Here is a 16,173-nt window from a genome sequence, read left to right on the forward strand (position 1 = left end):
CGCTCACTCCCCCGCGATGCGCCGACGGCCCAAGGCGATGACCAGCGCCGCGGCGACGTAGGCCACGAGCACGAACACCAGAACTCCCCCCGCGAAGAGCAGCGTCGCCCCTGCGATCCCGTCCGTGGCGGGCAGGAGGGCTGCGAGCGGGGGAGGCAGCGCGCCCGTCACCGCAGCCCAGCCCATCGTCAGTCCGAGCCACGCCACGACAGCAACTGCCGCGACCCCGAAGGCGATGCGCGGTGCGCGCATGCGGTGCCTGAGCCCGCGGCGGAACGCGGCGCGGGCGCGGGCGAAATCCTCGCCTACTGCAAGCAGCGCCGGCACCACCATCAGCACCAGCACCATGCCGAAGCCGAGCCCGTAGCAGAGCGTGATGACGGTGGGTTTCAGGAACTCCGCCTGGCTCGACCCTTCGTAGAGCAGCGGCGCGAGGCCGAGCACGGTGGTCAGGGTCGTCAGAAGCACCGGGCGCAGGCGGTCGGCGGCGCCGTCGACGATGGCCGGGATCATGCCGCGCTCCTCGGCATATTCGTCGATCGTGGTCACCAGCACGATGGAATCGTTGATGATGATGCCCGTCATGCCGAGAAGGCCCACCACCGTGAACATCGATGCGGGCACCTCCCAGAGGTAATGGCCCCAGATCGCGCCGACGAGGCCGAAGGGGATGATCGCCATGACGACGAGCGGCCGGGTCCAGCTCGCGAAGACCCAGGCGAGAACGAGGTAGATGCCGAGAAGGACCAGCACGAGGCCGGTCGTGGCGTCCGAGAGGAACTCGTCCTCGTCCTCGGAGAGACCCGAGAGCGTGTAGTCGACCTGCCGCTCGCTGGCGATGGCGGGCAGGATCTCCTGCTCGAGCGCCTGCATGATGTCGGCGGCGCGCTGGGGGTCGTCCTCGGAGATGTCGCCGATGACCGAGATCAGCCGAACGCCGTTCTCGCGCCGGACGGTCGAGAAGCCGGTGCGCCGCTCGACCTGCACGATGTCGGCGAGCGCGACGTAACCGCCTTCGGGCAGGCGCAGCTGCGTGCGCTCGAGGAAGTCGGCGGTCAGCTCGTCCTCGGGCAGCTCGACCCGGATCTCAGCGGAGCGCGGCCCGAGCGGATAGGTCGCCGCCTCGATCCCGCCGAGACGCGCCCGGAGCGTGCGGCCGAGGCTCTCGATGTCGAAGCCGAGCGCCTGGCCCTGCGCGGTGAGATCGAGGATCAGCTCCTCCTGGTCGTAGGGCAGATCGTCCTCGACGGCGGAGACCTCGGGGAAACGGGCGAGCGCGGTCTTGAGATCCTCGGACGCAGCTTTCAGCGTCCCGGCATCGGCGCCCGAGAACTGCACGTCGAGCGCGTCGCCCTCGGGGCCCGAGCGCCATCCCCGGAAGCTCACGGTCTCGGCCAGCGGATGTTGCTGCACCTCCGCCTGCACCCTCTCGACGAAGGCGAAGCTCGAATAGGGGCGCGCGTCGACCTCGACGAGCTCGATCGAGATGGCGCCGAGCTGGTCGGGATCCTTGCTCTCGGTGCCCGAGAGGCCGCGGCCGGAATTGCCGCCGATCTCGGTCATCACGAAGATCACCGGGTTGAGCCCGAATTCTTCCTCGTAGGCGGCGCCGACGGCCTCGGTCGCGCGCTGCATCTCGCGCATCATCTCCATGCTGTCCTGCCGCGTCGCGCCGGGCGCCATGGCGAAGTTGCCGGAGATCGAGGGCTGTTCGGGAGAGTTGAAGAAGCGCCACTGCACGTCGCCCCGGATCATCAGTGCGGCCTGCCCGGCGAGCAGCACGATCACCCCCGCGAGGACGACGTAGCGTGCGGCGACGACGCCCGCGATGAGCGGGCGGAAGAGCGTCTCGCGCACCCAGCGGAAGCCGCGGTTCACCACGCGGGAGGGCATGTCGTACCAGTGCCGCTCTCCCGAATGCTTCAGCGCATGGGCCATGTGATTGGGCAGGATCAGGAAACATTCGACGAGGCTCGCGGCCAGCACGGCGATCACGGTGTAGGGGATGTCGCGGATCATCTCGCCGAAGCGTCCGCCGATCACGACGAGGCCGTAGAAGGCGATGATCGTGGTGAGCGTGGCGCAGAAGACCGGCAGCGCCATGCGCTGCGCGGCGCGCGTCGCGGCCTCTGCCGGGGCGAGGCCGCGGCGGGCGAGCGCGTCGGAATGCTCGCCCACGACGATGGCGTCGTCGACCACGATGCCGAGCGTGATGATCAGCGCGAAGAGCGAGATCATGTTGAAGGTGATGCCGGCGGCATACATGATCGCCACGGCCGCGAACATGGCGGTCGGAATGCCCGCGGCGACCCAGAACGCGACGCGGGCGTTGAGGAACAGGAACAGCAGCACGACGACGAGACCGAGCCCGACGAGCCCGTTGTCGATGAGGATGTCGAGCCGCGCCGATATCTCGTCGGCGCGGGTGCGGATGAGGTCGATCGTGGTGCCCTGCGGCAGTCCGGCCTCGACCTCCGCGGCGATCTCCTCGACCCGGCGCTGGATCGCGATGGCGTCGCCCTGCGCCGTGCGATCGACGCGGATCGAGATCGCGGGGTTCTCGCCCACGTAGTAGCTGCGCTCGCGGTCGACGCCCTCGACCCGGACCCGCGCGACATCGCCGACGGTGAGGTTGGTGCCGCCCGGGTTCGAGCGCAGGACGATGCCCGCGATCTGGTCGGCACCGCGCTTTTCGACGCCCGTGCGCACCCGGGCATTGGCGCCCGAGACCTCGCCCGCGGGATCGGCGTTCACCTCGCGGCCGATGGCGGTCGAGATCTCCTCGAGGGTGACGTCGTAGGCGAGAAGGTTCGCCGAGGGCACCTCTACCACCGTGCGGGGGGCGGCGACGCCGCGGATCGTGGTGGAGGTGATCCCCTCCTCGAAGAGCCGCTGCACGAAGGCATCGGCATAGCCCGAGAGCTGCTGGGGATCGAGCGGGCCGGTGACCACGACGTCGGTGACCCGGTCGTACCAGTTATTGCGGCCGACCTCGGGATCCTCGGCATCCTCCGGCAGGTCGGTGACGCTGTCGACCGCCTGCTGGATGTCGGCGGCGGCGCGGGCCATGTCCCAGCCGGGCTCGAACTCGACCTCGATCTCGGCCCTGCCCTCGCGGCTTTCGGCACTGGTCTCGGTGACGCCGTCGACGGCGGCGAGCGCCGGCTCGAGGAGCTGCACGATGCCGGTGTCGATGTCCTCGGCGCCCGCGCCCTCCCACGCCACGTCGACGTCGATCTCGTCGATCACGATGTCGGGGAAGAACTGCGCGCGCATGTTCGGGATGGCGAACGTGCCCGCCGTGAGCATCAGGATCAGCAGGAGGTTGGCGAGTGTCCGGTGGCGGGTGAAGTAGCCGAAGAGACCGCCGATGGGACCGGGCGTCTGCATCGCCATCTCAGCCCCCGATCCGCGCTTCGATCCGGGCGACGACCTCGGCCGGAACCTGCGGCCCCGCGAGCTGCGCGAGGATGCGCTGCTTGGCGTCGTCGGGCATGCCGTCGCTGCCCTCGACGAAGGCGACGAGGCGCTCGCGGCGCTCGTCGGTCAGCTCGACCAGCTCGTCGACGCCGGGGCCCGGATCCTGCGCCACGGGCTCGGGGCCGAGCGGGCGGACCTTGATGCCGGGACCGAGGAGCGGGGTGCGCTGCGCCACGATCTCGCGGCCGTCGATGGGCGCGGCCTCGACGAGGATGTCGTCGCCCTGACGGCGCAGGAGCGTGACCGGGATGGCTTCGAGGCGCTCCTCGCTGTCCAGCGCAAGAACGGTGCTCGACGCGTCGACCGCGGTGGCGGGAAGGCGCGCGAGGCCGGGAATGGGCTCCTCCTCGACCTCGACGGTGACGAAATCGCCGGGGCGGAAGCCGGGCGCGCGCTCGAGCGCGGCGTAGATCACCCGGCCCGTCTCGCCCTCGGCCACCGAGCCCGCGGCGCGGTCGATTGCGCCTGCGGCGAGCAGATCGGTGCCGAAGACGTCGAGCCGGGCGGTGACGGGCTGGCCGCCGAGCTCACCGTCCTCGCCGATGAGCCTCGCATAGCCTTGCGTGGACACGCGGAAGGCAACTTCGAGTGCCTCGGGGTCGATGAGCCGGGCGACCTGCTCGCTTTCGGAGACGAGCCGGCCTTCGACAATGGAGACCTCGGAGAGCGTGCCGGAGAACCCCGCGCGGATCTCGGTGTCGGCGAGCGCGCGCTCGGCCTCGGACACGGCAAGCTCGGCGCGGCGGATCGCGGTCTCGGACGAGGCGATGCGGGCCTCGGCCTCGGCAATGGATTGGCGGCGCTGGATCACCGCGGAGCGGGCGGAGGCGAGCTGCAGCTCGGCATCCTCGACGGCGGAGGTGGCGCCGACGCCCCGGTCCGAGAGGTCGCGCTGGCGCGCGAGCGCGCGCTCGTAGAGATCGACCTGATCCTCGGAGGCGGCGAGGTTCTCCTCGGCGAGCTCGAGCGCGCGGGTGGCGTCGCGGCGCTCTGCCTGCGCGTCCTGCAGATCGGCCTCGGCGCGGTCGCGGGCGGCCTCGGCGTCGGCGGGATCGATCCGGGCGAGAAGCTGGCCCGCCTCGACGCGCCCGCCCTCGTCCATCTCGGGCGCAAGCTCGACGATGCGGCCCGATGCGCCGGCGCGCAGTTCGAGTTCGCGCCGGCTCTGCACCTCGCCATAGGCGGTGAGGACGGGCCGCAGCGTCTCGGCCGCGGCTGTGACGGTGTTGACGGAGAAGACCCGCTCCTCGCGGGCAGGCATGCGCGGCTCGTCCGACAGGCGCGTCTCGACCGCGTCCCGCACGATGACGGCGGCATAGACCAGAAGGCCGAGCGTCATCGCCATGAGGAAGAGGCCGGTCAGGCTCCGTCGCAGAAATCGCATGTCGTTCGTTCCCTCGGGCGCGCCGCAGTCGCTGGCGCGCTCTGCCCTGCCCGCACAGATACCTTGCGCACGGGCCGTTCCCAGCTCTGGTCACGTCCCTTTTACGGCAGCGCGGGTCACTTCCGTCGCTGATGTTCCGACAATCTGGGGAAAATTTCCACGAAATTGCAGGGGCGGTGGCGGTAGTCGAGCTGCGGCGCGAGGATGCCGTCCCAGGCGTCGCGGCAGGCCGAGGGCGAGCCCGGGAGCGCGAAGAGGTAGGTGCCGTTCGCGACGCCGCCGGTGGCGCGGGACTGGACGGCGGAGGTGCCGATCTTGTCGTAGGAGAGTAGCGTGAAGAGCGTCCCGAAGGCGTCGATCTCCTTCTCGTAGACGTCCCGGTGCGCCTCGACGGTCACGTCGCGCCCGGTGAGGCCGGTGCCGCCGGTCGAGATCACGACGTCGATCTCGGGGCTCTCGCACCATTCGCGCAGCTTGCCCGCGATGGCCTCGCGCTCGTCGCGCAGGATTGCGCGGGCGGCAAGCGTGTGGCCAGCCGCCTCGAGCCGCTCAACGAGCGTGTCGCCCGAGCGGTCGTCCTCGGATTGCCGCGTATCCGACACGGTGAGGACGGCGATGCGGACGGGGATGAAGTCGCGGCTCTCGTCGATGCGGCTCATTGTGGTCCTTTCGGGTCGGCGAGGCGCGCCTTCAGCGACAGCAGGTCCGCCCAGGCGTCGCGCTTGGCGCCGGGGTTGCGCAAGAGATAGGCGGGGTGGAACATCGGCAGCGCGGGGCGGTCCATGGCCTCGGTCCAGTGCCCGCGCAGACGCGTGATGCCGCGCTTGCCGAGCGTCGCCTGCGCCGAGATGTTGCCCATGATGACGAGGATGTCGGGGTCCGCGAGCGCGACGTGGCGTTTCAGGAACGGCAGCATCATCTCGATCTCCTCGGGGCGCGGATCGCGGTTGTTGGGCGGCCGCCACGGCAGGACGTTGGTGATGTAGACGGCGTCCTCGCCCTCCGCGTCGCGGGCCAGGCCGATGGCGGCGAGCATCCGGTCGAGGAGCTTGCCGGCACGGCCGACGAAGGGCCGGCCCTCGAGATCCTCCTCGCGGCCGGGCGCCTCGCCGACGATCATCACGCGGGCGACGGGCGCGCCGTCGCAGAAGACGAGATTGCGGGCGCCGCGGCGCAGCTCGCAATGGGGATAGGCGTCGATCGCGGCGCGGAGTGCGGCGAGATCCTGCGCTGCCGCAGCCGCGGCCTCGGCGTCGCCGACGGGGTCCTCCTGCGGGACGGGCGCGGCGGCTCCGGGTTGCGGCGCAGTCTCTGCCGCGGCGGCGACGGCCTGCGCGGCGCGCTCGGCTTCGGCCTCGAAGCGGTTCACCGGCGCTTCGGAGATTGCCTCCGTCACCCCCATCTCGACCTGCCAGTCGAGAAGCGCGCGCGCCGTATGCCAGTCGAGTGCCGAATCCATGAGGCCACCTTACAGGGCACCGCTTGCCGGTGGAACGGGGCGGTTTCGGCGGGGCGCGCGGAATCGCGAGATATGCCCGCCCCTTGCCGCCCCGCGGCCCCGCCGCTACACCTCGGCCCGTTGTCTGCCGCCGGAGCCCTCGCCTCATGCGTTTCGATCACCGCCACCTTCTCGGCATCGAGCCGCTCCGGCCCGACGAGATCGAGACGCTGCTGGACCTCGCCGACCGCTACGTCACCCTCGGGCGGCAGCGCGACAAGCACGCCCACGCGCTGGCGGGCCTGACGCAGATCAACATGTTCTTCGAGACCTCGACGCGCACGCAGGCGAGCTTCGAGCTTGCCGGCAAGCGGATGGGCGCGGACGTGATGTCGATGGCGATGCAGGCGTCGTCGATCAAGAAGGGCGAGACCCTGATCGACACTGCGATGACGCTGAACGCGATGCATCCCGACCTTCTGGTGGTGCGGCATCCCAATTCGGGCGCGGTCGACCTGCTCAGCCAAAAGGTGAACTGCGCGGTGATCAACGCGGGCGACGGGCGGCACGAGCACCCGACGCAGGCGCTGCTCGACGCGCTGACGATACGGCGGCGCAAGGGACGCCTGCACCGCCTGACCGTGGCGATCTGCGGCGACATCGCCCATAGCCGCGTCGCCCGGTCGAACATCCTGCTGCTGCACAAGATGGAGAACCGCGTCCGCCTTGTCGCGCCGCCGACGCTCCTGCCCGCGGGGATCGAGGAATTCGGCGTCGAGGTCACCCACGACATGGAGGAGGGCCTGAAGGATGCGGACGTGGTGATGATGCTGCGCCTCCAGAAGGAGCGAATGGATGGCGGCTTCATTCCGTCCGAGCGGGAATATTACCACCGCTACGGGCTCGACGCGGAAAAGCTGCGCCATGCCAAGGAGGACGCCATCGTCATGCATCCGGGGCCGATGAACCGCGGGGTCGAGATCGACGGCACGCTCGCCGACGACATCAACCGCTCGGTGATCCAGGAGCAGGTGGAGATGGGCGTCGCGGTGCGCATGGCGGCAATGGACCTTCTGGCGCGGAACCTGCGCGCGCGGCCGACGGAACTGTCGGCATGACCCCGGCGGCGCGCCCCGAGCGAAAGGCTGAGCGATGACGGAAATCCACATCCCGGCGGGCGAGAGCGATGTCACCCGCGTCTTCCACCTCGACCTGCCCGCGGAGGCGGTGGCCCGCTTTTCCGAAGAGACGGGCACCGGCGAATGGCCGCTGCAGGATGCCCTCGGCGCAGACAGCCTGCGCAAGGACCAGGTGGAGATCGTGACGCTGCGGGATCTCGGCACGATGCCGCTCTCGGCGTATCTGGCGCAGGCCTACGACCTCGAGGGGCCGGACTTCGCGCGCGACCGCCCGAAGCTCGACACGCTGAGCGGACATGTGCTGGTGCTGCCCGGGCGGGCGCTCGGGCACTCGGCGCAGACACTGCACGTGCAGGCGCCGCTCACTCACGTGGGGAGCTACGGCGAGCCGAAGCGCTCCGCGCCCGCCGCGCCGCTTCACAGCACATCGGCCGAGGGCAGCGTCTCGGACGGCGCGGCCGGCTCGGCCACAGCGAGCCGCTCGCCGGTCCTGCGCGCGCTCGCCCTCGTGGTGCTCGCGCTGCTGGCGGGCGTCGTCCTCTTCCTCGTCGTCGGGGCGTCCTCGTGATCCGAACATCAAGATCATCCGAACGGAGCGCGGCGTGACCACGATCCCCACGAGCACCAGACCCACGCTCATCACGAATGCGAGGCTCGTCGACCCCGAGGCGGGTGAGGTGCGCGAGGGCGCGCTCCTGATCGAGGGCGGCCGCATCGCCGAGGTGTTCGACGCGCCGGACCCCGAGGTGAGCGAGGATCGCGCCGGCCACCGGATCGACGCCCGCGGGCGGTTCCTCGCCCCCGGCATCGTCGATATCGGCGTGAAGGTCTGCGAGCCCGGCGAGCGGCACAAGGAAAGCTACAAGACCGCCGGAGAGGCGGCCGCGGCGGGTGGCGTCACCACCATGGTCACCCGGCCCGACACCGATCCCGCGATCGACACGCCCGAGACGCTCGAATTCATCCGCCGCCGCGCGGTCGAGGCGGCACCCGTGCGGGTCCTGCCGATCGCCGCGCTCACCAAGGGGCGGATGGGCCGCGAGATGACCGAGATCGGCTTCCTGATGGATGCCGGGGCGGTGGCGTTTTCCGATTGCGACCGGGTGATCGCCGACACCAAGGTTCTGGCGCGCGCGATGACCTACGCCGCGGGTCTCGGCGCGCTGATCGTCAGCCACCCGCAGGAGCCTCTGCTGTCGGCGGGCGGCGCCGCGACCTCCGGGAAGTTCGCGACGCTGCGCGGTCTTTCGACCGTCTCGCCCATGGCCGAGCGGCTCGGGCTCGACCGCGACATCGCCCTCGTCGAGATGACCGGGGCGCGGCTGCACGCCGACCAGATCACCACGGCCCGCGCCCTGCCCCCGCTGCAGCGCGCCAAGGCGAACGGCTTCGACGTCACCGCCGGCACCTCGATGCACCACCTGACGCTGAACGAGATGGACCTCGCCGACTACCGCACCTTCTTCAAGGTCAAGCCGCCGCTCCGGTCCGAGGACGACCGGCAGGCGGTGATCGAGGCGGTGCGGACGGGGCTGATCGACGTGATCTCGTCGATGCACACGCCACAGGACGAGGAGAGCAAGCGCCTGCCCTTCGAGGAGGCCGCCTCGGGCGCCGTCGGGCTCGAGACCATGCTGCCGGTGCTGCTGCGGCTCTACCATTCGGGCGAGCTCGACCTGCCGACGCTCTTCCGCGCGCTGTCGCTGAACCCCGCCCGCCGCCTCGGGCTCGATTGCGGCCGGATCGCGAAGGGTGCGCCCGCCGATCTCGTGCTCTTCGACGCCGACAAGCCCTTCATCCTCGACCGCTTCAAGCTGCGCTCGAAGTCCAAGAACACGCCCTTTGACGGCGCAAGGCTGCAGGGTAAGGTTCTGACGACATGGGTGGCCGGGGCCCCCGTTCACGAGGCGAGCTGATGCCGGTTCTGGAAAACGCCACATGGGTGCTGATCCTCTGGGCGGCGATCGCCTACCTGATCGGCTCGGTGCCCTTCGGCCTGATCGTCACGCGCGCCATGGGGCTCGCCGATCCGCGCACGCTCGGCTCGGGCAATATCGGCGCGACGAACGTGCTACGCACGGGCTCCAAGCTCGCCGGCGCGTCGACGCTGATCCTCGACGCGGCGAAGGGCGCGGTGGCGGTGCTCGCGGCGCGCCTCTTCGCCGGAGAGGACGCGGCGCAGATCGCGGCCCTCGCCGCCTTCGTCGGCCATTGCTACCCGGTCTGGCTGCGCTTCACCGGCGGCAAGGGCGTCGCGACCTTCCTCGGCGTGCTCCTCGCGCTGATCTGGCCCGTCGGCCTTCTGACCTGCGCCACGTGGATCGCAGCGGTGGCCCTGTCGCGCATCTCGAGCGTCGGCGCGCTCACCGCGGCGGTGCTCTCCTCGGGCTGGATGCTGCTCCTTGCGCGGCCCGACACGTTGGCGGTCGGCCTCCTTATGACCGTGCTCATGTTCTGGCGTCACCGCCAGAACCTGGCGCGCCTGCGGGCGGGCACCGAGCCGCGACTCGGTCAGTGTCCCTGAGCGCGCCCGCCCCTTCTTCTTGACGCAAATATCCCCGCCGGAGGCCCCGGGGGTCAGCCCGCGCGCAGGTGCGGGGCGAGGAGCGCCGCCACCTCGCCCGCATGCGTCCGGGTGAGCATGTGGCCGGCATCCGCGACGATTTCCTCGCGCGCATCCGGAAGACGCGCCCGCAGGCCCGCGCAGATCCCCGCCATCACCGGGTCCGAGGCCGCGCCGCGCACGAGAAGCGTCGGCATGGTCACGCGTTCGAGCGCGCCTGGTGCGAGAAGCCCCTTGGTGTCGTCGTTGAGGACCGGGCCGGAATTCATGACCTGCGGCATGCGCGAGGCCATGCGGGCGCGCTGCTCGGCCGGGATCTCGGACCAGTCCGGCCCGCCGCCCCAGCGCCCCGTGAAGAGGCGCGCCGCCTCCTCGAGATCGCCCGCCTCGAAGGCCTCGCCCGCAGGCCGGCCGGCGGCGATGTTGGCCGCATAGGCCTCGGGCGCCGCCTCGCGCGCGGCGGCGAAGATCACCGGCTCGATCAGCGTGAGGGTGGCGATGCGGCCGGGATGCGCCTCGGCGAGCCGCAGGGCGACGGTCGCGCCGAAGGAATGGCCGACGACATGCATTCCGTCCTCGAGAAATTGCCCGGCGATCGCCGTCACCTGATCGTGGATGTCGCCACCTTCCCATGGCGCGCTCTTGCCGTGGCCGGGCATGTCGGGCGCGATCGCGGTGACCTCCTCGTCAAGCGCCTCGGCGATGCCGCGCCAGATCGCCGATTGCGCCAGCGCCGGATGCAGGAAGAGCGCGCGCGCCGGGCCGTGACCCAGCGTGCGCCAGTGGATCCGCGCGGTGTCGATGATCCCGTCCGGCATCAGATCTTGCCGGAGAGGTGCAGGTCCAGATCCTCGAGCCGGTCCTGTCCCCAGAACCGCTGGCCGCCATCGGTGATGTAGAAAGGCGAGCCGAAGGCGCCATGGGCGACCGCCTCCTCGAGGTTTGTGGCATAGGTCTCCGCCCCCGCGAGAAGCCCGCGATCGGCGAGGCCGGGATCGAAGCCCGCGTCCGCGAGACACGCCTTCACCACGGCGTCGTAGGCGATGTCGCGCTCCTCGGCCCAGCAGGCGGCGAGCACGCCGTGCACGAGCTTGCCGAGATCGCCGCCGCCCGCCGTCTGTGCGGCGATGATAGCGTAGGAGGACGGCGCGGGGTTGGTCGGCCAGAAGGTGGGCTTCAGCGCCATCGGGCGACCGAGCTTCTTCGACAGGCGCAGGATCTCCTGTGCGCGGTATTCCTGCCGCGAGGGGTGGCGCTCGGCCGGAGGGGTGCCGCCGGTGCGCGCGAAGAGCGCCATGATGTCGAGCGGCTTGTAGGTAATGCTGGCGCCGTGCCTCTCTGCGACCTCCTCGAGCCCCTGCCCTGCGAGATAGGTGAAGGGCGAGAGCGTCGAGAAGTAGTAGTCGATATGCGGCATCGCGGCATCCTTTGCGGGGCTTCGGGTTTGCCGGACGGTAGGGCCGTGCTAAGCGCACCGCAACCTGCCGATTCCCCCGCCGCCTTCGGAGCACCTCCCCTCATGCCCACCGTCATAGAACCCAAGCTCATCTCCGGTAACGCCAACCTGCCGCTCGCGAAAGCGGTGGCGCGGCGCATGTCGCTCTACAGGGGCATGTCGGTCGGGCTGGTCGATGCGCGGGTCGAGCGGTTCAACGACGGGGAGATCTTCGTCGAGGTGTTCGAGAACGTCCGCGGCGAGGACATGTTCGTGATCCAGCCGACCTCGAACCCCGCCAACGACAACCTGATGGAGCTCCTGATCATGGCCGACGCGCTGCGGCGCTCCTCGGCCAGCCGGATCACCGCCGTCATCCCCTATTTCGGCTACGCACGGCAGGACCGCCGCACCAAGGCGCGCACGCCGATCACCTCGAAGCTCGTCGCGAACATGATCGCGAGTTCGGGGATCGAGCGGGTGCTGACGATGGATCTCCACGCGGCACAGATCCAGGGCTTCTTCGACATCCCCGTCGACAACCTCTACGCCTCGCCGATCTTCGCGCTCGACATCCTGAGCCAGTTCAAGGGCGAGCTTCAGGACGTGATGGTGGTCTCTCCGGACGTGGGCGGCGTGGCGCGGGCGCGCGAGCTGGCCAAGCGGATCGACGCGCCGCTCTCGATCGTCGACAAGCGTCGCGAGAAGGCCGGCGAGATCGCCGAGATGACGGTGATCGGCGACGTCGCGGGCAAGAAGTGCTTCATCGTGGACGACATCTGCGACACCGCCGGCACGCTCTGCAAGGCGGCCGAGGTGCTGAAGGAGCACGGCGCGACGGAAGTCCATGCCTACATCACCCACGGCGTCCTCTCGGGCCCGGCGGTGGAGCGGATCACCAATTCGGTGATGAAATCGCTCGTCGTGACCGACTCGATCGAGGCCACCGAGGCGGTGAAGGCCGCGCCGAACATCCGCATCGTCCCGACGGCCCCGATGTTCGCGCAATCGATCCTGAACATCTGGAACGGCACCAGCGTGTCCTCGCTCTTCGAGACCGAAACCCTGGGCCCGATCTACGAAGGCATCCTCTGATCTCGGGGCCGGGCGGGCGCAGGACGCGCCGGCCCGCCGCCCTTTGCGTTTCGCGGTGCCGCTTGAGTTCAAACTCCTTGCGGGCCGCGTCCGGGTGCTCACGGATTGCGTAAAATCGTAGCTTTCTTGGCCTGACGCCGCACCCTTCGCGCCTCGTCTGCTCTGCGTAATACATACACCCCAGAAATCGCTTTTCGGCTCGCGGGCCCGGTGCTCTTCTATTCACAGGCTCGCGAGAGTCGCGGGCCGTGTGTTCTAGGAGGAGCACCAATGCAGGTTCGTGAAGGGAGCGCCCGGTCTACCGGGCTGCTACGGCCCCTGGCAGCCGGGGTTATAGTCTCTCTTTTTGTCGGAATGGCCGGTGGCGCATCGGCCGCAACGCTGTCGATCAAGGGAGTCGTCCTTGATGGCCTGGCCAACCCGCGGGGCATGACCTTCGGGGCCGACGGTTGGCTCTACGTCACCGAAGCGGGCGCTGGTGGCACCGGCCCGTCGATCATAGGGGGCGCCGGAGACACGCTGTCATACGGTGAGACCGGCGCGATCACGCGGTGGCGCGCGGGGAGCCGGGAGCGCGTGGCAGAGAACCTCCCGTCGCTGGCCGCCGAGGGCGGCTTCGGCGCCACGGGAGTACATGATGTGACGTTCTACAACGGCAGCCTGTATACCGTCTTCGGCTTTGGGGGTGACCCCAATCAGCGCGATGGCCTCGTTGCCAGTACTTCCAATGCGCTTTTGCTTGGCCAAGTCGCGCGCGTGATCGGCGGGACGGTTTCCCCGATTGCCGATATCGCAGCTCTCGAGCGCGACGGTGGGCCGGACGATGAACGCAACAGCAACCCCTATGGCCTCACTTCGGGACCTGACGGCCTGTTCGTGGCTGACGCAGGCGGCAACGACATCCTGTCGGTCGCCGAAGACGGCGCGGTCAATCCGGTGACTTTCATCCCGCCGACACCGAATCCCTTGCCCTTCGGTCCGCCGGTCTACCAATCGGTTCCAACCGGGATCGGTACGGCGCCGGACGGGACGATCCTGGTCTCCGAACTGACAGGCTTTCCCTTCCCGGAGGGTGCGGCGCGGGTGCTTTCGGTTCGACCGGATGGACATCTGTCCACCGTGGCGACTGGCTTCACCAACCTCATCGACCTTGTCGTCGGCAGCACCGGTGAGATCTTCGCGCTCGAGACCGATAGCGACAGCCTTCTGAACCCGGGCACCACCGGTTCGCTGTTCAAGATCTTGACCGATGGAACGGTCGAACTCCTCTTCGACGGCCTCGAAAACCCGACGGGCCTGGCAATTGGATCGGATGGCACATTCTACGTGGGCGTGAACGGCCTTTCGCCGACGGGCGGCCAGGTCCTCGCGCTGGCACCGTCCATCGCCCCGGTCCCGCTACCGGCCGGCTTGCCGCTCCTGCTCGCCGGGATCGGCAGCCTTGGTTATCTCGGGCGGCGGCGTCGGTCGGGAACAGGAGAAACCTGCAACCCCTGAAAGCCTCCAGGCCCGCCCCCAAGTCGGGCCGGGACGCGGCGTATCGTTGTGCCGCGTCCCGGTATGAATTTTTGCGCGACTTCCAGTCGGTCTCAAGGATCGAAGGCAAATTCGAGCCCTCGCATCATCTCTCTGCACCGTTCACAGAAAAGGCGCGCCCCCGAGGGGACGCGCCTTTTTAGCATCTCGTTCCGTGCGACCGGGTCAGAGGTTCGGCTGGCGCTCCGACAGGCCGATATGGCCGCCGATGCCCGCCATGTCGGCGAGCAGCTTGGCCGCCTCGTCGACGGCGCCCGGCTCGGTCTCGGAGGTCTCCTTGACCTTGCGGTAGCGCTCCTCGGCCTCGGTCACGAGTTCCTCATAGCGTTCCTGGGTCATCTCCTCGCGCGGCAGGGCCCGCTCGGCCAGCACCGACAGGCCCTCGCCGAGCTCGGCGAAGCCGCCGGTGACGACGAATTGCGTGGTCTCGCCCTTCGCGGTCTCGACGGTCATCACGCCGGGACGCAGCGTGGTGATGAGCGGCGCGTGGTTCGGCATCGCCGTCAGGTCGCCCTCCGCACCCGGAAGCTGGACCGACACGACCTCTGCCTGCATCAGCCGGCGTTCCGGGCTGACGAGGTCGAATTTCATGGTCTCTGCCATTCAAGGCCTCCTTGCATCATGCGGAGAGCGCACCGGGCGCTCCCCGCTGGTCTGGCGGTATCAGGCGGCGTCGGACGCCATCTTCTCGGCCTTGGCCTTCACGTCCTCGATGCCGCCGACCATGTAGAACGCGCCTTCGGGCAGGTGGTCGTACTCGCCTTCCACCACGGCCTTGAACGACGCGATGGTGTCCTCGAGCGGCACCTGGATGCCGTCCGAGCCGGTGAAGACCTTCGCCACGTCGAAGGGCTGCGACAGGAAGCGCTGGATCTTCCGCGCCCGCGCCACGGTGAGCTTGTCCTCTTCCGAGAGCTCGTCCATGCCGAGGATCGCGATGATGTCCTGGAGCGACTTGTAGCGCTGCAGGATGGTCTGCACCTCACGCGCCACGTCGTAATGCTCCTGCCCCACGATCTGCGGGTCCATCAGGCGCGACGAGCTGTCGAGCGGGTCGACGGCCGGGTAGATGCCGAGCTCGGAGATCGCGCGGTTGAGAACCGTCTGCGCGTCGAGGTGCGCGAAGGTCGTGGCCGGCGCCGGGTCGGTCAGGTCGTCCGCGGGCACGTAGACGGCCTGGATCGAGGTGATCGAGCCGGACTTCGTCGAGGTGATCCGCTCCTGCATCGCGCCCATGTCGGTCGCGAGCGTCGGCTGGTAGCCCACGGCGGAGGGGATGCGGCCGAGAAGCGCCGACACCTCGGAACCCGCCTGCGTGAAGCGGAAGATGTTGTCGACGAAGAACAGAACGTCCGTGCCCGACTGGTCGCGGAACTGCTCGGCCAGCGTGAGGCCGGTCAGCGCGACCCGCGCGCGGGCCCCCGGAGGCTCGTTCATCTGGCCGTAGACCAGGGCCACCTGGCTTTCGGGCAAGTTGTCGGGCTTGATCACGTTCGACTCGACCATCTCGTGGTAGAGGTCATTGCCCTCGCGGGTCCGCTCACCGACGCCGGCGAAGACGGAGAAGCCCGAGTGCACCTTCGCGATGTTGTTGATGAGCTCCATGATCAGAACGGTCTTGCCGACGCCCGCGCCGCCGAAGAGGCCGATCTTGCCGCCCTTGGCGTAGGGCGCCAGCAGGTCGATGACCTTGATGCCGGTGACCAGGATCTCGGAGCTGGTGGACTGCTCCTTGAAGTCCGGCGCCTCGCCGTGGATCGGGCGGTACTCGTCCGCCTCGATCGGCTCGCCCTCGTCGACGGGCTCGCCGATGACGTTGAGGATCCGGCCGAGCGTCGCGTTGCCGACGGGCACGGTGATCGGGCCGCCGGTGTCGGTGACTTCCTGACCGCGGACGAGACCTTCGGTGCCGTCCATCGCGATGGTGCGGACGGTGTTCTCGCCGAGGTGCTGGGCAACCTCGAGCACGAGGCGCCGGCCGTGGTTGTCGGTCGTGATCGCGTTCAGGATCTCGGGCAGGTGGTCGTCGAACTGAACGTCGACCACGGCGCCGATGACCTGCGTCACTTTGCCTTTCGCGTTTGCCATCTTTTCGTCTCCGGT

At 69.4% G+C, this 16,173-nt stretch carries 14 protein-coding genes; 6 read left to right on the forward strand and 8 right to left on the reverse strand.

Annotated elements, in window-relative coordinates:
• Positions 1–3 precede the first annotated feature (3 nt).
• The 4 genes from OCH239_RS09845 to OCH239_RS09860 all read right to left on the reverse strand — a co-directional run bounded on the left by OCH239_RS09845 (position 4) and on the right by OCH239_RS09860 (position 6,323).
• Complete coding sequence (locus OCH239_RS09845) at positions 4–3,396, reverse strand: efflux RND transporter permease subunit (RefSeq protein WP_037261750.1); 3,393 nt, start codon at positions 3,394–3,396, stop codon at positions 4–6.
• Position 3,397: 1 nt separating this feature from the next.
• The gene (locus tag OCH239_RS09850) at positions 3,398–4,864 is read right to left on the reverse strand and encodes an efflux RND transporter periplasmic adaptor subunit (protein ID WP_037261752.1); all 1,467 of its coding nucleotides are present in this window, start codon (positions 4,862–4,864) and stop codon (positions 3,398–3,400) included.
• 116 nt (positions 4,865–4,980) lie between these two features.
• Positions 4,981–5,523, reverse strand: coding sequence for a molybdenum cofactor biosynthesis protein B (moaB, locus tag OCH239_RS09855; protein ID WP_037261754.1), 543 nt, complete (start codon positions 5,521–5,523; stop codon positions 4,981–4,983).
• A complete protein-coding gene (locus OCH239_RS09860; protein ID WP_037261755.1) occupies positions 5,520–6,323 on the reverse strand; it encodes a uracil-DNA glycosylase in 804 nt (267 codons plus the stop codon). Before OCH239_RS09860 ends, moaB begins: the two co-directional genes overlap by 4 nt.
• 146 nt (positions 6,324–6,469) lie before the next feature.
• Here OCH239_RS09860 and OCH239_RS09865 point away from each other — a divergent pair, with 146 nt between their 5' ends.
• The 4 genes from OCH239_RS09865 to plsY are packed head-to-tail and all read left to right on the forward strand — an operon-like array spanning position 6,470 to position 9,965.
• The gene (locus OCH239_RS09865) at positions 6,470–7,420 is read left to right on the forward strand and encodes an aspartate carbamoyltransferase catalytic subunit (protein WP_037261758.1); all 951 of its coding nucleotides are present in this window, start codon (positions 6,470–6,472) and stop codon (positions 7,418–7,420) included.
• Between the two features lie 34 nt (positions 7,421–7,454).
• Positions 7,455–8,009 (forward strand): hypothetical protein, encoded by a 555-nt coding sequence (locus OCH239_RS09870; RefSeq protein WP_037261760.1) that lies wholly within the window; start codon positions 7,455–7,457, stop codon positions 8,007–8,009.
• Positions 8,010–8,043: 34 nt separating this feature from the next.
• Positions 8,044–9,357 (forward strand): dihydroorotase, encoded by a 1,314-nt coding sequence (locus tag OCH239_RS09875; protein WP_244430336.1) that lies wholly within the window; start codon positions 8,044–8,046, stop codon positions 9,355–9,357.
• A complete protein-coding gene (gene plsY, locus OCH239_RS09880; RefSeq protein ID WP_037261762.1) occupies positions 9,357–9,965 on the forward strand; it encodes a glycerol-3-phosphate 1-O-acyltransferase PlsY in 609 nt (202 codons plus the stop codon). The genes OCH239_RS09875 and plsY overlap by 1 nt, the downstream gene beginning before the upstream one ends.
• A 53-nt stretch (positions 9,966–10,018) precedes the next feature.
• Here plsY and OCH239_RS09885 read toward each other — a convergent pair whose 3' ends face one another.
• Together OCH239_RS09885 and OCH239_RS09890 are read right to left on the reverse strand one after the other, a co-directional pair.
• Complete coding sequence (locus OCH239_RS09885) at positions 10,019–10,822, reverse strand: alpha/beta fold hydrolase (RefSeq protein WP_037261764.1); 804 nt, start codon at positions 10,820–10,822, stop codon at positions 10,019–10,021.
• Positions 10,822–11,421: a 2-hydroxychromene-2-carboxylate isomerase gene (locus OCH239_RS09890; RefSeq protein WP_037261767.1), complete on the reverse strand. Its 600-nt coding sequence runs from the start codon at positions 11,419–11,421 to the stop codon at positions 10,822–10,824. Before OCH239_RS09890 ends, OCH239_RS09885 begins: the two co-directional genes overlap by 1 nt.
• A 102-nt stretch (positions 11,422–11,523) precedes the next feature.
• Between OCH239_RS09890 and OCH239_RS09895 the strand changes: the two genes are divergently transcribed.
• Together OCH239_RS09895 and OCH239_RS09900 are read left to right on the forward strand one after the other, a co-directional pair.
• Complete coding sequence (locus OCH239_RS09895; protein WP_037261769.1) at positions 11,524–12,534, forward strand: ribose-phosphate pyrophosphokinase; 1,011 nt, start codon at positions 11,524–11,526, stop codon at positions 12,532–12,534.
• A 270-nt stretch (positions 12,535–12,804) separates the two neighbouring features.
• Positions 12,805–14,031: a ScyD/ScyE family protein gene (locus OCH239_RS09900; protein ID WP_084782336.1), complete on the forward strand. Its 1,227-nt coding sequence runs from the start codon at positions 12,805–12,807 to the stop codon at positions 14,029–14,031.
• 204 nt (positions 14,032–14,235) lie between these two features.
• Here OCH239_RS09900 and OCH239_RS09905 read toward each other — a convergent pair whose 3' ends face one another.
• A complete protein-coding gene (locus tag OCH239_RS09905; protein ID WP_037261774.1) occupies positions 14,236–14,673 on the reverse strand; it encodes a F0F1 ATP synthase subunit epsilon in 438 nt (145 codons plus the stop codon).
• A gap of 60 nt (positions 14,674–14,733) precedes the next feature.
• Positions 14,734–16,158 carry a F0F1 ATP synthase subunit beta gene (gene atpD, locus OCH239_RS09910; protein ID WP_037261777.1) on the reverse strand — a complete coding sequence of 475 codons (1,425 nt, stop codon included), beginning with the start codon at positions 16,156–16,158 and terminating at the stop codon, positions 14,734–14,736.
• Positions 16,159–16,173: the final 15 nt, after the last annotated feature.

Origin of the sequence: Roseivivax halodurans JCM 10272, from assembly GCF_000521785.1 — a bacterium.
GTDB lineage: Bacteria > Pseudomonadota > Alphaproteobacteria > Rhodobacterales > Rhodobacteraceae > Roseivivax > Roseivivax halodurans.

Excerpts from the sequence above, each read along its gene's own strand:
- OCH239_RS09850 (WP_037261752.1), bottom strand. The coding sequence starts at position 4,864 with ATGCGATTTCTGCGACGGAGCCTGACCGGCCTCTTCCTCATGGCGATG.
- moaB (WP_037261754.1), bottom strand. The coding sequence starts at position 5,523 with ATGAGCCGCATCGACGAGAGCCGCGACTTCATCCCCGTCCGCATCGCC.
- atpD (WP_037261777.1), bottom strand. The coding sequence starts at position 16,158 with ATGGCAAACGCGAAAGGCAAAGTGACGCAGGTCATCGGCGCCGTGGTC.
- OCH239_RS09900 (WP_084782336.1), top strand. The coding sequence starts at position 12,805 with ATGCAGGTTCGTGAAGGGAGCGCCCGGTCTACCGGGCTGCTACGGCCC.
- OCH239_RS09845 (WP_037261750.1), bottom strand. The coding sequence starts at position 3,396 with ATGGCGATGCAGACGCCCGGTCCCATCGGCGGTCTCTTCGGCTACTTC.
- OCH239_RS09905 (WP_037261774.1), bottom strand. The coding sequence starts at position 14,673 with ATGGCAGAGACCATGAAATTCGACCTCGTCAGCCCGGAACGCCGGCTG.
- OCH239_RS09865 (WP_037261758.1), top strand. The coding sequence starts at position 6,470 with ATGCGTTTCGATCACCGCCACCTTCTCGGCATCGAGCCGCTCCGGCCC.
- OCH239_RS09870 (WP_037261760.1), top strand. The coding sequence starts at position 7,455 with ATGACGGAAATCCACATCCCGGCGGGCGAGAGCGATGTCACCCGCGTC.
- OCH239_RS09885 (WP_037261764.1), bottom strand. The coding sequence starts at position 10,822 with ATGCCGGACGGGATCATCGACACCGCGCGGATCCACTGGCGCACGCTG.
- OCH239_RS09895 (WP_037261769.1), top strand. The coding sequence starts at position 11,524 with ATGCCCACCGTCATAGAACCCAAGCTCATCTCCGGTAACGCCAACCTG.
- OCH239_RS09860 (WP_037261755.1), bottom strand. The coding sequence starts at position 6,323 with ATGGATTCGGCACTCGACTGGCATACGGCGCGCGCGCTTCTCGACTGG.
- plsY (WP_037261762.1), top strand. The coding sequence starts at position 9,357 with ATGCCGGTTCTGGAAAACGCCACATGGGTGCTGATCCTCTGGGCGGCG.
- OCH239_RS09890 (WP_037261767.1), bottom strand. The coding sequence starts at position 11,421 with ATGCCGCATATCGACTACTACTTCTCGACGCTCTCGCCCTTCACCTAT.